This window comes from Streptomyces sp. NPDC058653 (assembly GCF_042716895.1).
Taxonomy (GTDB): Bacteria; Actinomycetota; Actinomycetes; order Streptomycetales; family Streptomycetaceae; genus Streptomyces.
The window spans coordinates 67,480-81,917 of record NZ_JBHXRM010000020.1 but is presented as its reverse complement, the minus strand read 5'-3'; the positions used below and the strand labels follow the sequence as shown (position 1 = coordinate 81,917).

Sequence of the window (14,438 nt, the reverse complement as noted above, 5' to 3'; positions counted from 1 at the left end):
CGGTGGCTCGGCTACTTGCCCTCGTCGGCCGGCCGGGCGCCGTTCCCGCCCTCGCCGCCGCCGGTGCCGCCCCCGCCCCCGTTCCCCGACGAACCGCCCGTGAACCTGTCCCGGAGCTTGCCGCCGAGGTCGCCCGCGCCGCCCGCGATGTCGCCGACCAGCTTCATCAGCGGGTCCTTGCTCGTGCGGACGCTGTCCGCGTAGTGCGAGGCGGAGTCACGGATCGAGTCGCTGACGGACGTGTCCTTGTCCTCCGTACGGCGCGGGTAGTGGCCGTCCATGATCCGCTGGAAGTCGCGGCTCTCGCCCCACTTCTTCAGCTCGGCGGCGCGCACCGTCGTGAACGGGTGCGTACGCGGCAGCACGTTCAGAATCTTGAGCACGGAGTCGCGCAGATCGCCCGCGGCCTCGTACTCCCGGGCCTGCTCCAGGAACGCGTCCACGTTCATCTCGTGCAGATGATTGCCGCCCGCGATCTTCATCAGACCGCGCATCGACGCCTGGGGGTCCTGGCCGACCAGCAGCCCGGCCCGGTCCGCCGACAGCTCCGACTTGCGGAACCACTCGCGCAGCGCCGACACGATCGCCATGATCGCGACATTGCCGAGCGGGATCCAGGCGACCTTGAGCGCGATGTTCGTGAGGAAGAGCAGTATCGTCCGGTAGACCGAGTGCCCGGACAGCGCGTGGCCCACCTCGTGGCCGACGACCGCCCGCATCTCCTCCTCGTCCAGCAGCTCGACGAGACCCGTGTTGATCACGATGATCGGCTCGTCGAGACCGATGCACATGGCGTTGGGCGTCGGGTTCTGCGCGACGTACATCGTGGGGACCTTCTCCAGGTCCAGGATGTAACAGGCGTCCAGCAGCATCGTGTGCAGATGCGCGAACTGCACGTCGCTGACGCGCACCGAGTCGGAGAGGAAGAGCAGCCGCAGGCTCCGCTCCGGGAGCAGGCCGCTCATCGCCTTGAAGACCGTGTCGAAACCGCTCAGCTTACGGAGCGCCACCAGGGCCGACCGGTCCGCGGGATGTTCGTACGCCCGTGAGGAGATCCCGGGGAAGCGCTTGCGCTGCCTGCTCGGCACATTCTCGTGACTGGCTGCACCGTGGCCGTCTGCGGTCATTGAATTCCCCTGTTCGTACGAGTCATCGGCTCGTCCCCCTGACAGTCCCCACCGTATGCGCTGCGACTACCGTTGTGCGGGGCCGCTGCGCTCCGTCGTCGACATCAACGTCCGAGTCGGCGTGAGCGTGCCCGACGGGCCCGCATACGATGTCCGCGACGTCCTCCGCTCCCGATCGAATAGGTCATGCCGAAGATGAGTCTCTACAGCACCGCCGCCAGCATGGTCACCGTCGCCGCCGAGGGTGGAGAGCACGGCGGCAACCACGAGACCCTCAGCCCGTACCTCACCGGTGGTGGCGCGCTGTTCGCGCTGCTGCTGGCGCTGTGGATCACCACCCGCTTCAACCGCGACCGCTGAGACGGGACCGTAACGGCGTGCCGGTAGGCTCCGGGGGCATGGGAAAACAGGCAGCACCGGCCGGCGCCGGACAGGACGGCAAACGCCGTCTCGGGGTGATGGGCGGGACGTTCGACCCGATCCACCACGGGCACCTGGTGGCGGCCAGCGAGGTGGCCGCGCTGTTCGCCCTCGACGAGGTGGTGTTCGTACCGACGGGCCAGCCGTGGCAGAAGAGCCACTCGGCGGTCTCGCCGGCGGAGGACCGTTATCTGATGACGGTCATCGCGACGGCCTCCAACCCGCAGTTCTCGGTCAGCCGTATCGACATCGACCGTGGCGGCAAGACCTACACCACCGATACGCTGCGGGACCTGCACTCCCTGCACGGCGACGCGGATCTCTTCTTCATCACCGGGGCTGACGCGCTGTCCCAGATTCTCAGCTGGCGGGACGCCGAAGAACTGTTCGCGCTGGCCCACTTCATCGGTGTCACCCGGCCCGGACACGATCTGACGGACGACGGACTGCCCAAGGGCGGGGTCTCGTTGGTGGAGGTTCCCGCGCTGGCGATCTCGTCGACCGACTGCCGGGCAAGGGTCGCGCAGGGCGATCCGGTCTGGTATCTGGTGCCGGACGGTGTGGTGCGCTACATCGACAAGCGCCAGTTGTACCGCGGCGAATGAGCCACGGAGAGGGGCACCGGTGAACGACCAGCAGCCGTACGACCCGTACGACCCGTATTACGCCCAGCCGCAGATCGTGGGCTACGACGAGTACGGGCAACCGGTGTACCAGCAGCAACAGCAGCAGGAGGGGCAGCTTCAACAGCCGCCTCAGGACCAGCAGTACGACCCGTACGCCCAGCAGCAGCACCAGCAGCAGGGGTACGGCTACGACCCGTACGGACAGCAGCAGGCTCCGTACGACCCGTACGCCCAACAGCAACCGCAACAGCAACAGCAACAGCCGCAAGATCAGCAGGGCTACGGCTACGACACCGGCCGGGGGCCCGCGGCGGTCGACACCACGCAGTGGAACATCCCGCAGCAGCAACAACCGCACCAGACGCCCCCGCGGCAGTCGGCACCCGTCGAGGAGCCCGCGCAGGCGTCCGCTTCCGTGTCCGCGCCCGCCGAGGCTCCCGAGGCCGCCGTGCCCGGACAGCGGCGGTCCGCGCCCGACGGCGACTACAAGACGGACCAGTTCTCCTTCATAGAGGAGCCGGACGCCGACTCCGAAGACGTCATCGACTGGCTCAAGTTCACCGAGAGCCGCTCGGAGCGCCGCGAGGAGGCCCGACGCCGGGGCCGCAGCCGCGTCGTCGCCCTGGTGGTCGTGATGGCGCTGGTGGTGGCCGGCGGCGTCGGCTACCTCTGGTACGCGGGCAAGCTGCCCGGCCTCTCGTCCGACGAGGAGAAGCAGAACACCGCCACTGGTCCGCAGAAGCGCGACGTGATCATGGTGAATCTGCACAACACGAAGGACAAGGGCACCTCCACGGCGCTGCTCGTCAACAACTCCACCACCAAGCAGGGCACCACCGTCCTGCTGCCCAACTCCACGCTCGTGGCGGACGGGGAGACCGGGGCCACCGGCACGCTCGCCAAGTCCGTCGCCGACAGCGGCTCGCAGAGCACCCGTGAGTCCGTCGACACCCTGCTCGGCACCAAGATCTCCGGTACCTGGCGGCTCGACACCCCGTATCTGGAGAATCTCGTCGAGCTGGTCGGCAACATCGACATCACCACGGACGTCGACATCCCGGCCGCCAAGAAGGGCGAGGACCCGCTCGTCACCAAGGGCGCGGAGGAGACACTCAACGGGCAGGCGGCCGTCGCGTACGCCACCCATCGGGGACCCGACGAGCCCGAGGTGAAACAGCTGGAGCGGTTCGGCGCGGTCATGCAGGGCGTCCTGCGGAAGATCTCGGACGACCCGAAGGGCGCGACGATCACCGTCGAGACCCTGGCGCAGATCCTCGAACCCCCGATGACCGAGCAGGACCTGGGCGCGGCCCTGGCGAACCTCGCGGCCCACGCCAAGGTCGGCGACTACAGGACGACGGTCCTGCCGGTGGCCGAGGACGGCTCCCTCGGTCAGGAGGCCACCGACACCGTCGTCAAGGACGTCCTCGGCGGCACCGTCAGCGCTCCCGAGGAGGGCGCCGCCCTGCGGGTCGGTGTGAAGAACGCCACGGGCGACAAGGCGGACACGGACGCCGCGCGGGTCTCGATCATCAACGGCGGCTACACCTTCGTCGACGGCGGTACGGCCGATCCGGCCGCCTCGTCGCAGGTCGTCTACGGTGACGCGAAGAACAAGGCGCAGGCGGAAGAGGTCGCCAAGACGCTCGGCCTGCCGGTGAGCGCGGTCAAGAAGGACAAGGCACCGCCGAACGCGGATGTCCTGGTCACCCTCGGTGGAGACTACGAAAGCGGCTGATAGAAACGCTGTGAGTGCTTGTCGGCGGTCCGTGAGACCCTGGGGGTCTCCAGACCGCCGACGAAAGCATCGCCTGTGACCGCCACGGACCGCTCCACCGAGCTCATCACCGCCGCCGCCCAGGCGGCGGCAGACCGGCTCGCGCACGACATCATCGCGTACGACGTCAGTGACGTGCTGTCGATCACCGACGCGTTCCTCCTCGCCTCCGCGCCCAACGACCGCCAGGTCAAGTCGATCGTGGACGAGATCGAGGAGCGACTGTCCAAGGACCTCGGCGCCAAGCCGGTGCGCCGTGAGGGGGATCGCGACGCCCGCTGGATCCTCCTGGACTACGTCGACATCGTGATCCACGTCCAGCACAGCGAGGAGCGGGTCTTCTACGCGCTCGAACGCCTCTGGAAGGACTGCCCGGAGCTGCCGCTGCCGGAGGACGCCGTCAAGACCCGTGGCAAGGGCGCCGAGCACGCGGACGCGAACGGCTCCATGGAAGGTGAGCTGAGCTGAACGGCGGCAGAGGCGGCAGGGGCCGCCGCGTCATCCTGTGGAGACACGGCCAGACGGCCTGGAATCTGGAGCGCCGCTTCCAGGGCACGACGGACATCGAGCTGACCGAGGCGGGCGTCGCGCAGGCGCGCCGCTCCGCCCGGCTGCTGGCGTCGCTGCGGCCGGACGCGATCGTCGCGTCCGACCTCCGGCGCGTCGTCGCCACGGCCCATGAGCTGGCCACGCTGACCGGGCTCCCCGTCAGTTACGACCCCGCGCTGCGCGAGACCTACGCGGGTGCCTGGCAGGGCCTCACCCACGAGGAGATCCTGGAGCGGTTCGGCGAGCAGTATCTGGCCTGGAAGCGCGGCGAGTCCGTACGGCGCGGGGGCGGCGAGCTGGAGACCGAGGTGGCCGACCGGGCGGCCCCCGTCGTACTGCGCCACGCGGACAAGCTCCCCGACAACGGCACGCTCGTCGTGGTCAGCCACGGCGGCACGATCCGCACCACGATCGGCCGGCTGCTGGGCCTGGAGGCACACCACTGGGAAGGCCTCGGCGGGCTCTCCAACTGCTGCTGGTCGATTCTCGGCGAGGGCGTGCGCGGCTGGCGTCTCCAGGAGCACAACGCGGGGACGCTCCCCGAGCCGGTGCTCGGCGACGACGACTGAACGACCCGTGCCCGCGGGCTGTCCCGGACCCCTGACGAGGGCCGCCGGACCTCGGCGGACGTGATTTCACTTTCCGGCTGACCGCAGGCTAAAGTTCTTCTTGTTCACCGGCCCGGAGCGCGGGGAACACGAGGGGCTATAGCTCAGTTGGTAGAGCGCCTGCATGGCATGCAGGAGGTCAGGAGTTCAATTCTCCTTAGCTCCACATCATCGAATCCCGTCCTCGTCACGAGGGCGGGATTTCCTCGTTCCGGGGCCCCGCGTCCTCCCGGAACTCCCGCAGCGCCGCCGTCCTGCGCCGGCTCTCCTCGTCGTCCGGGGTGTAGACGACGATCCGGCACTCGGGCATCCCGTCGACCGACAGGGACACCGACGTCATCCGTATCTCGCCGACCGCCTCGTGCCGGAACGTCTTCACCCGGTGACCGGGCCGCAGCACGTCCCCGCCGGCCCACAGCTCCGCGAAGTACGGGCTGGCCGCCGAGAGGCGCCGCACGAACGACTCCCAGGCCGGCTCGCCCACATGGCGTCCGTACGCCCCGCGCAGCGTCGCCACCATCACCGGCAGCTCCGTCTCCCGGAACACCAGCGGACAGTGGGGCTCCGGCACCGCGAAGAGCATCCACAGCACATTGCGGACCCCGATGGCCCGCAGCGCACGGACGTCGAAGAGATCTCGGTAGGCGGCGTTGGCGGCAAGGATGTCGTAGCGCGCGTTGTAGACGACCGCCGGACGGGGGTCGAGCGCGTCGAGGATGCCCCGCATCTCACCGTCGACACCTCGCGGGGCGGCGGTCTCATGGTCCGGCGCGTACGGCACCTCCGCCAGCTGGTACAGATGCTCGCGCTCGGTCCGGTCCAGCCGGAGCGTGCGCGCCACCGCGTCCAGCACCTGCGCCGAGGCGTTGATGGGACGGCCCTGCTCCAGCCATGTGTACCAGGTCACCCCGACACCGGAGAGCTGGGCGACCTCCTCGCGGCGCAGGCCGGGCGTGCGTCGGCGCAGCCCCGGCGGCATCCCGACGTCCGCGGGCGTCACCCGCGCCCGCCGGCTCCGGAGAAACGCCGCGAGCTCGGGCCTGCGCCGGCGGCCCGTCGCCCGTGTCACCGTCATCGTCGTCACACCTCCATCCTGCGATGGCCGCCCCGCCCCTGCCAGGTGCTGTCAGTACCCGTATCAAGGGGCTCTCGGCACCCGTGTCCGAACCGGTCGAGGCTCGCCGTCATGACGCACACCTCGACCGACATCCCGCTGTCCAGTAAAGCCGGTGGCACTGACAGACGGCCGGGCCTGCTGCTCGGCGTCGTGCTCGCCGCGCAGTTCATGGCCCTGCTCGACAACTTCATCGTCAATGTGGCCGCGCCCACGATCCGTACCGAACTCGACGCGTCCGGATCCGGGCTGCAACTGGTCATCGCCGGGTACACCATCTCCTACGCCGTCCTGCTGATCACCGGCTCACGGATCGGCGAGCTGCTGGGCCACCGCCGTGCGTACCTGGGCGGGCTCGCCGTGTTCACCGCGGCCTCGCTCGCCTGCGGACTGGCCGCGGACACCGGTCAGTTGATCGCCTTCCGGCTGGTGCAGGGCGCCGGCGCGGCGCTGATGATCCCGCAGGTCCTCAGCCTCATCCAGCGCGACTTCACGGGTGAGCGGCGGATGCCCGCGCTGGGCGCCTACGCGGCGGTGCTCGCGACCGGCGCGGCCTCCGGGCAGGTCGCCGGCGGGCTGCTGGTCGCCGCCGATCTCTTCGGCGCCGGCTGGCGGCCGGTGTTCCTGGTCAACGTCCCGGTCGGTCTCGCGCTGCTCGTCCTCGGCGCGCGGGTGCTGCCGGACGACCGGCCCGTCGCCGCCCGCCGGACCCGGGGCCTGGATCTGCCGGGTCTGGTGCTGCTGGCCGGGGCCGTCTCGCTGTTCACCGTCCCGCTCGTCCTCGGTCAGGAGCAGGACTGGCCGCTGTGGACCTGGCTCTCGCTCGGTGCCGCCGCCGTCTCCTTCGGTTCCTTCCTCGCGTACGAGTCCCGGCTCGCCCGGCACGGCGGCGTCCCGCTGATCGCGCCGCGTGTGCTGCGTATCCCGGGGATGGGCACGGCGGTCGTGCGGATCATGGCGGTGATGGCCGTGAACGCGGGCTTCCTCTTCATCTTCACGCTGCACTTCCAGGGTGGCCTGGGCCACAGCGCCCTGCGTACCGGTCTGACCTTCGCGCCGGGGGCACTGCTCTTCGGCGCGGTCGGCCTGACCTGGCGTCGGTATCCCGCCCGCGTCCAAAGGAGGCTGATCCCGGCCGGGTTCGTGCTCACCGCACTGTCCACGGCGGCCTTCGGACTGGTGCTCCGCGACGGCGGCGACGGAGGGGTGTGGATGTATGCCGCCCAACTGGTCATGGGCGCGGGTCTGGCGCTCGGGTTCAGCCCCACCCTGACGGGCGCGCTCGCGGACGTACGTAAGGAGGACGCGGCGGACGCCAGCGGACTGCTGGTGACCGTGACCCAGCTCGGTCAGGTGATCGGCGTCGCGGTCTTCGGCACGCTCTTCCTGGGCCAGTTGGACGGTCCCGGCCCCGGCGCCTCCGGCGAGGCCGCGTGGGCCTGCGCGCTCGCGCTGTCGGGCACCGCGGTTCTCGGCGCGGTGGCCGGTCTCGGGCGGCGGCGGGCCGCGGCGGACGGCAATGCCGCAGGACCGGGCAAAGCCCTCGCCGAAGGCAAAGCCCAGGCCTGATCATGCTGCCCTCCTTGCGATGCCGTGACAGAATCGGACCGCCGGAGGGGGACGACGGCACGGATGGGGAGGAGAGAGCGCGATGCCCGCCAGCAGCATCGACCAGGTCGGTGTGCTGCTCGCGGCGACGGAGTGGGCCAACGGCCTGAGCTGCCCGTCGTGCGGTTCGTTCCATGTGGCCCAAGTACTCGGCGACAACGGCGGAGTTTCCTACGTGTGCACGGCCTGCGGCCACAGCTGGAGCTGAGTGATGGGTGCACACAGGAGAAAATGCGACTGGTGCGGCAGTGGCACCCCCATCGTCCGGGACATGGACCCGCTCAACGCCTCGTTCCAGTACTGGTGCGAGGAGTGCGCCCGGGCGCTGATCATAAAAGGCGACCCCATCGAGACCTACCGGGAGTTGGAGGGCGAGCCCATCTACGGTCGGCTCCTCGACGAGCACTGCACACTCAAGCGCTTCTACTCCTTCGCCACCGCTTAGGGCGTCTCCGCGAGGTCCCGTCCGCACACGCCCTAGCCCGCCGGCTCCTTCGTCAAGGCCGACCCCCCGGCCGTCGAACTCGTGGTCCGTCCCGGCTGCTTGGCCACCGTCAGGTCCCCGGGCGGACGACCGCCGGGCTCCCGTTCCCTCCGGTCGACGACCGACAGATACAGCAACAGCCCGAGGGCCATGGTCGGATAGAGCGCGGTGAGGATCATCTGCGACCGGTTCTGGTCGAGTTCAAGCCGTTCGACGGCGCCGTGCGGTACGCGCCACAGGGCGAACGAGTAGAAGCCCATCCCCACCGCCGTCGCCCACTCGGCCCTCCCGTGCGCCACCAGGAGCAGCACCATCGGCATGCACCATACCCAGTGGTGCGACCAGGAGATCGGGCTGATCAGCAGCGCGGTGGCCGCGCAGGCGACGGTGGCCTCCGCCGTCCGCCCGCGCCGGGCGGCGGTCACCGACACCGCGAGCCCGGCCACGGCGACGACGGCGGCCACCGGGAGCCACCACAGAGCCGGGTCGACGGTGTGCAGCACCCGTGCGAACACCCCGCGCAGCGACTGGTTCGCGGCGGCCTCCACACGCCCCACCCGGTCCGCGCGGAAGACGATGTCGGTCCAGAAACGGTGGGAGTCCCTCGGCAGGACGACGGCGGACCCGAGGGTCGCGACGAGGAACGCCCCGACCGCCGTGGCGGTCTTCCGCAGCCAGGGGTTCCAGCCCGCCTCCCGGAACCTGAGCAGGCCGGTGATCAGCAGCATGACCGCGAAGAGCCCGGGGGTCAGCTTGACCGCCGTGGCCAGACCGATTCCGACGCCCGCCCAGCGGTTGCCGTCACGGCGGGTGAGGTCCCACAGGACCGCGATGCCGATCAGCAGGTTGATCTGCCCGTAGCGCAGGGTCGTCCACACCGGCTCGCACCAGACGGCCGCCGCCGCCACCCACAGCACGGCGCCCGGCCGCACCGCGTCGCGGAAGGCCAGCCGCAGCGACAGCCGGAGGAAGACGACGAGGAGCACGAGATTGCCCGCCGTGGCGAGGGTGCGCATCTCCGGGACGCCCAGCAGCGTCAGCGGTGTGAACAGCAGCGCCGCGAACGGCGGATACGTCGTCGGCAGACCCGCCCGGGTCGCGCGCATCGCGTAGAGGTCGAGCCCGTCGAGCACCGTACGGCCCTCGGCCCGGTAGACCATCACGTCGATCATCGAGACCGCGGCGGCGCGCTGCGCGATCCAGAACCCGGCGAAGGACACCAGGCAGACACCGGCGCCGACGAGGACGGAACGACGGTCGGCGGTGACCCGCGCGAGTACGGAAGTAAATACGGTCACGAAGGGTGACAGTAGCAGTCCTATCGGTGCAAATCGGAAACGATTTGGCGATGGGGCCGAGGGACCGTGTAATGTTGGCACCGCCGCCGAGGGGATTCCTGAAGTGCGGTACGTCACAAGGGGCTATAGCTCAGTTGGTAGAGCGCCTGCATGGCATGCAGGAGGTCAGGAGTTCAATTCTCCTTAGCTCCACAGCACAGAAGTTCCCGTCCGGACTCCTTGTCCGGGCGGGTTCTTCTCGTTCACAGCCCGTCGCGGAGGAACGCCGTGTCCAACTCGCCCACCGCGCCCCACCTTTGGCACCGGCTGCTCGATGTGCTGAGGTGCCCGCTGTGCGGGGGAGCGCTCGCGCCCCCGCAGGGCGAGCCGGCGTTGTTCGAGACCCTCCGGGGCGTCAAGTCCCTCGGGTGCGCCGACGGCCATTCGTTCGACGTCGCCCGCCAGGGCTACCTGGGCCTGCTGGCCGGCAGTACGAACGCGGCGAACGCCGACACCGCGGACATGGTGACGGCCCGGACGGACTTCCTGAAGGCCGGCCATTACGAGCCCCTCGCACGGGCCCTGGCCGGGACCGTCGCCGAGCTGTGTCCACCGGGCGGCACCGTCATGGACGCCGGGGCCGGCACCGGCTACTACCTCGCCACCGTCCTCGACGCACTGCCCGAAGCCGTGGGACTCGGCCTCGACGTCTCCAAGTTCGCCCTGCGCCGGGCCGCCGGTGCCCATCCGAGAGCGGGCGTCGCGACCTGGGACATCTGGAAGCCGCTGCCGGTCAGGAGCGGCGCGGCCGATGTCGTGATCAACGTCTTCGCGCCCCGCAACGGCCCGGAGTTCCGGCGCGTCCTGGGGCCGGACGGGTCTCTCGTCGTCGTCACGCCCACCGCGCGCCACCTCGGGGAACTCACCGGGACCCTCGGCATGTTGTCCGTCGACGCCGCCAAGGAGGACCGGCTGCACCGCACCCTGTCCGGCCACTTCCGGCAGGAGCGCAACGACGTGGTGGAGCGGGAGATCGCCATGACGGACCAGTCCGTGCGCGATCTGATCCTGATGGGTCCGAGCGCCCATCACCTCGGCCCCGAAGAGGTGCACCGGAGCGTCGCGTCGCTGTCCACGCCGCTTCCGGTGACCGTCTCCTTCCTCGTCTCCGTCTACCGGCCGCACTGACGCGGACAGCGCACGGAGACAGCCGCGCCGGACGCGTCCTCGTAAGGAGACCGCGCCCGCCCCGGCCTCCTTACGGAGGACGGGTCAACGCCCGCTGCCCAGAGCCTTCCTGCCACCGCCGGGCGGCAGCGCCGCCGGGCCTCCCTGGCGCGCGGGACGCTGCGGTGCCGGCTGCTCGATACGGAGCGCGAGCGCCGGACAGCGCCGTACGGCACGCTGGGCACTGCCCCGCAGATGCATCGGCACGGAGGCGTCGGCGAGCGCGGGGAAACCGTCCGGGCCCAGCCGGATCAGCTGGGGCACGATGTCGGCGCAGAGGCCGTGCCCCTGGCAGAGCGTCCAGTCCACGGCCAGCTTCTCGCCGCTCGGGATGGACTCCTCGGCGGTCTCGTAGCCCGGCCCCGGCAGCGGCAGCACGCCGGTGGTGTCGCGCCCGCAGCCGCCGTCCAGCACATGGGCGGCGAGGTCGTCGGTGAACGCGGAGAGGGTGGACATGAAGAACCGCGCGGACCCGTCCGGGTGCTTGCACGCCCCTCGCCCCCGTACCGCCTGGGTCACCTCGCGCAGCGCCTCCAGGGCCGCGGGGCCGCCCCCGTTCAGGACGTCGCTCAGACCGCCCGCGGCGGCCGGCAGGCCCAGCTTGCACGGGCCGCACTGACCGGCCGTCTCGGCGGCGAGCCAGTTGGCCACCCGCAGCGCCTCACCCAGCGGGCAGGTCTCCGGGCCGATCGGCAGGATCGCGCCCGCGCCGAGCGAACCGCCCACCGCGGCGAGCGACTCGCGCGAGACGACGGCGTCGTGCGCGGCCACGGAGTCGATCCAGTTGCCGTGGTAGCCGCCGGTCAGCACGCCCTGGGGCAGCGGCGGCGCGCCGGCGAGCTGGAGGACGTAGCGCAGCGGCACCCCCGTCGGCACCTCCACCACCATCGGGCGCGCGACGGCTCCGGAGACCGTGAGCATGACGGTGCCCGGCTCCGCGTCGAGCCCGGTGTGTCCGTAGCGGCGCGCGCCGATCCTGGCGCCGATGGCGAGTTGCGCGTACGTCTCGGCGTTCGACAGCAGCGTCGGGGCGCCCCCGACACCCGACTCCGCGGCCCGCTCGCGGCGGCCGGGCGGCAGGGCGGGCCCGCCGTTCGCCGCGCGGATGACGGAGGAGGCCTCGCCGGAGACCATGCGCTCGGGCGTACGGACCACCCGCGCCCGCAGTTGCTGCCCGCGCCGGTCGGAGAGGCCGCGCTCGGCGAGCGCGGCCCGCATCGATATCTCGGTGGAGTTGCGGGTGACGGCGACGACCAGGGTGCGCGCGCCGAGCGCCTCGGCCGCCAACAGGGCGCCGTCCAGGATGAGATGGGGCGCGCGGTTGAGCAGCACCGTGTCCTTGCGGCAGGCCGGCTCGCCCTCACTGCCGTTGATCACGACGACGGGGCGCACCCCGCGCCGGATCGACGCCTTGGCGACCGCGCGCAGCTTCTTGCCGAAGGGGAATCCGGCGCCACCGCGCCCGCGCAGACTGATGTTCTCGGCGAGCTGCGCCAGCAGTTCCCCGGTCAGCGGCTCCAGCGGCCCGTGCACCTTGAGATGCATCGAGAGGTCGAGTCGCTCGACGAGGTCGAATCCCTGTGTCAGCTGGGGAAGGCCGACGACACGGACTTCGGGGACATCGGGGAGAGGGGCGTTCACTGTCGGTCTCCTGCGGGTGGGTACCAGGGTTCACCGGCACTCGGGGTTACCCCGCCTTCGGCGGGGGGTTGCTGGAACGCGTTGTCCGACTGTCGGTACAGATCGGCCTGTTGGTAGAGGTCCGGTGCCGGTGTGGCCTCGGGCCCCGGATAGGGGGCCGACTGTAGGTACGTGTCGGAGGGCGGGTTTGTCTCAGCCGGGGCGTAAGTCTCCTGCTGGAGGTACGGGGACTGCTGCTGGTACGGGTCGGCCACCGGCGGCGGCGCGCCCGCGCCCGGCTCCTGGCCCCGGGCCTGTGCGGGGGGCGGGGGAGAGGGCGTGGGCCACATGCCCGCCCCGGCCGCCGACGGCTCGCTGATGACCGGAATCTCCTCGGTCATCGGGATGCGTTCGGCGTAGGGGATCTCAGGGGACGTCAGCGGGTCGGACGGGCCGGCCGGGGGGACCGGGGCGGCCGGGCCCGACGGCGCCGCGAAGGGCGAGGGCGCCTCCGGAAGGCCGGAGGGGTCGGCGCCGAGGGAGACCGCCCGGTAGCCGGCCGACAGCCTCGTACCGGGCCCGGAGCCACGTCCCGCGGCGCCCGGGTCGAGGAAGGTGTCCGCGAGCGGGTCCGCGTAGGGAGCGGGACCGGGGGAGGCGGGCGGGCCCGCGGTGTACGGCGCGGCCGACGGGGGCGCGAAGGAGTCGGCGACGAAGGTGTCCGCGAGCGGGTCCGCACTCGACGCTCGCCCGGCCTCGTAAAGAGGCGGCGACGGCGGCGCGATGCGCGGCGGGACCCGGGTCGAGCCCAGCGGCACCGCCCCGGGGGAGCCGGACCGCTGGCGCGGGAACTGCTGCTCGAACTCCACCCGCGGCATGTTCGCCGCGCCCGGCAGCGGTTCGCGGCTCAGATCGCGCCGCGCCGACTGCTCCGGCTCGGGAGCCTCCCGTACGCCGCCGGTCAGCTTGAGGATCTTGTCGGCGATCCGCCGCTTGACCGGCTGGGGCAGCATCCGTACGGAGACGGCGCCGATGACCGCGACGAGCGCCAGGCAGTACATGGTGACCACCCAGGTCGCGGCGGCGCGCCCCGCGTACAGGCCGTGCATCAGCGCGAAGCACCAGGCCGGATAGGCCAGCATGTGCAGCGTGCGCCAGCGGCCGGCGATCCTGCCGGGCACGGCGAAGGCGCTGCGCAGCGCGCCGGTCGCGGCGGCGATCACCATCAGGATGCCGGCGAGCGAGCCGAATCCGATGAGGGCGTTCGTGCCGGTGATCCCGAGGCTGAACGGAAGCACGGCGCCGATCAGGGCGACATGCCCGAGCGAGATCTTGACCGTGGCGTGCAGCAGCAGGAAACCGAGGGAGGCCATCGCGGTGAACCGGTGGATGCCCTGGGCGAGCAGCCGGTGGCGCGGGGAGAGCAGCAGCCGGTCGGTGGCCATCAGTCCCCAGGCGACGGCCGCCGTGAGGGACACGAGAGACAGAACACCGGTGGTGAAGTCGAGCATCGCCTGGAACCCGTCGCTCCCCGCGACCGCGAGGAGGGGCACCAGAACGAGCGCCGCGACCGACAGCCCGCCCCTGACGGAGGGGCTCATGCCGTGGTTCTGGGGAGGCGATGAACGGATCTTGCTTTGAAGCTTCATGGGGGCAACTCCGAATGGCTCGGCAAAGCGGTCCCGTTGCCGCATGCTAAGTCGCTCCATACTGGGCAGTACGCCGTTTGCAGGTTTACCGCGGGGATTGAGCGTCAACTGACCCGGAGGTTGCCCCGGATAGGGTCGATACGCGGAGTAATTCGGACGCCGAAGGTTCGAAGAATCACATATTCGCGTTGGCCTGTTCTCGTCTCGAACGATCTTGTATGGGTTTCGAACGGCCGACGGCCGCCCCGGACAGTTTGCGAACCGTCTCGTTTGCTCCACGCCCCGGCGACCCATCGCCTCCGTACGGAATCCGCCGTGCGAGCCGTCCGCCCGCTGCGGTACCCTGCTCGCA

14 protein-coding genes and 2 tRNA genes are annotated in these 14,438 nt (G+C 70.8%); 11 read left to right on the top strand and 5 right to left on the bottom strand.

What is annotated here, in order from left to right:
- Nucleotides 1-11 precede the first annotated feature (11 nt).
- Nucleotides 12-1,127: a M48 family metallopeptidase gene (locus tag ACFWU9_RS18930; protein WP_384319711.1), complete on the bottom strand. Its 1,116-nt coding sequence runs from the start codon at nt 1,125-1,127 to the stop codon at nt 12-14.
- Between the two features lie 186 nt (nt 1,128-1,313).
- Here ACFWU9_RS18930 and ACFWU9_RS18925 point away from each other — a divergent pair, with 186 nt between their 5' ends.
- From ACFWU9_RS18925 to ACFWU9_RS18900, 6 genes are all read left to right on the top strand, one after another.
- Entirely contained in the window at nt 1,314-1,487 is a 174-nt protein-coding gene (locus tag ACFWU9_RS18925) for a hypothetical protein (protein WP_384319810.1), read from the top strand.
- A gap of 38 nt (nt 1,488-1,525) precedes the next feature.
- Nucleotides 1,526-2,152, top strand: coding sequence for a nicotinate-nucleotide adenylyltransferase (gene nadD / locus ACFWU9_RS18920; RefSeq protein ID WP_384319709.1), 627 nt, complete (start codon nt 1,526-1,528; stop codon nt 2,150-2,152).
- 19 nt (nt 2,153-2,171) lie between these two features.
- Complete coding sequence (locus ACFWU9_RS18915) at nt 2,172-3,911, top strand: LCP family protein (RefSeq protein ID WP_384319707.1); 1,740 nt, start codon at nt 2,172-2,174, stop codon at nt 3,909-3,911.
- A 75-nt stretch (nt 3,912-3,986) separates the two neighbouring features.
- Nucleotides 3,987-4,418: a ribosome silencing factor gene (gene rsfS / locus ACFWU9_RS18910; RefSeq protein ID WP_384319705.1), complete on the top strand. Its 432-nt coding sequence runs from the start codon at nt 3,987-3,989 to the stop codon at nt 4,416-4,418.
- Entirely contained in the window at nt 4,415-5,068 is a 654-nt protein-coding gene (locus ACFWU9_RS18905; RefSeq protein WP_384319808.1) for a histidine phosphatase family protein, read from the top strand. Before rsfS ends, ACFWU9_RS18905 begins: the two co-directional genes overlap by 4 nt.
- A gap of 132 nt (nt 5,069-5,200) precedes the next feature.
- Nucleotides 5,201-5,273 (top strand) — tRNA-Ala (locus tag ACFWU9_RS18900).
- Between the two features lie 21 nt (nt 5,274-5,294).
- Here ACFWU9_RS18900 and ACFWU9_RS18895 read toward each other — a convergent pair.
- Nucleotides 5,295-6,182, bottom strand: a complete 888-nt coding sequence (locus ACFWU9_RS18895; RefSeq protein ID WP_384319806.1) for a helix-turn-helix transcriptional regulator — start codon at nt 6,180-6,182, stop codon at nt 5,295-5,297.
- 111 nt (nt 6,183-6,293) lie between these two features.
- Here ACFWU9_RS18895 and ACFWU9_RS18890 point away from each other — a divergent pair, with 111 nt between their 5' ends.
- The 3 genes from ACFWU9_RS18890 to ACFWU9_RS18880 all read left to right on the top strand — a co-directional run bounded on the left by ACFWU9_RS18890 (nt 6,294) and on the right by ACFWU9_RS18880 (nt 8,274).
- Nucleotides 6,294-7,790, top strand: a complete 1,497-nt coding sequence (locus ACFWU9_RS18890) for an MFS transporter (RefSeq protein ID WP_384319703.1) — start codon at nt 6,294-6,296, stop codon at nt 7,788-7,790.
- An 82-nt stretch (nt 7,791-7,872) separates the two neighbouring features.
- Nucleotides 7,873-8,037: a hypothetical protein gene (locus tag ACFWU9_RS18885; protein WP_384319701.1), complete on the top strand. Its 165-nt coding sequence runs from the start codon at nt 7,873-7,875 to the stop codon at nt 8,035-8,037.
- Nucleotides 8,038-8,040: 3 nt separating this feature from the next.
- Nucleotides 8,041-8,274 carry a hypothetical protein gene (locus ACFWU9_RS18880; protein WP_031231688.1) on the top strand — a complete coding sequence of 78 codons (234 nt, stop codon included), beginning with the start codon at nt 8,041-8,043 and terminating at the stop codon, nt 8,272-8,274.
- A gap of 32 nt (nt 8,275-8,306) precedes the next feature.
- Here ACFWU9_RS18880 and ACFWU9_RS18875 read toward each other — a convergent pair whose 3' ends face one another.
- A complete protein-coding gene (locus ACFWU9_RS18875; RefSeq protein ID WP_384319699.1) occupies nt 8,307-9,611 on the bottom strand; it encodes a glycosyltransferase 87 family protein in 1,305 nt (434 codons plus the stop codon).
- Nucleotides 9,612-9,730: 119 nt separating this feature from the next.
- On the opposite strand from ACFWU9_RS18875, the gene ACFWU9_RS18870 reads away from it, so the two are divergent.
- A tRNA-Ala gene (locus ACFWU9_RS18870) sits at nt 9,731-9,803 on the top strand.
- Nucleotides 9,804-9,878: 75 nt separating this feature from the next.
- On the top strand, nt 9,879-10,778 hold the full coding sequence (locus tag ACFWU9_RS18865) for a putative RNA methyltransferase (protein ID WP_384319697.1): 900 nt from the start codon (nt 9,879-9,881) through the stop codon (nt 10,776-10,778).
- A gap of 84 nt (nt 10,779-10,862) precedes the next feature.
- Here the strand turns inward: ACFWU9_RS18865 and ACFWU9_RS18860 are convergent, their stop codons facing one another.
- Nucleotides 10,863-12,458: an NADH-ubiquinone oxidoreductase-F iron-sulfur binding region domain-containing protein gene (locus ACFWU9_RS18860; protein ID WP_384319695.1), complete on the bottom strand. Its 1,596-nt coding sequence runs from the start codon at nt 12,456-12,458 to the stop codon at nt 10,863-10,865.
- Nucleotides 12,455-14,038 carry a hypothetical protein gene (locus ACFWU9_RS18855; protein WP_384319694.1) on the bottom strand — a complete coding sequence of 528 codons (1,584 nt, stop codon included), beginning with the start codon at nt 14,036-14,038 and terminating at the stop codon, nt 12,455-12,457. Before ACFWU9_RS18855 ends, ACFWU9_RS18860 begins: the two co-directional genes overlap by 4 nt.
- Between the last annotated feature and the right edge of the window lie 400 nt (nt 14,039-14,438).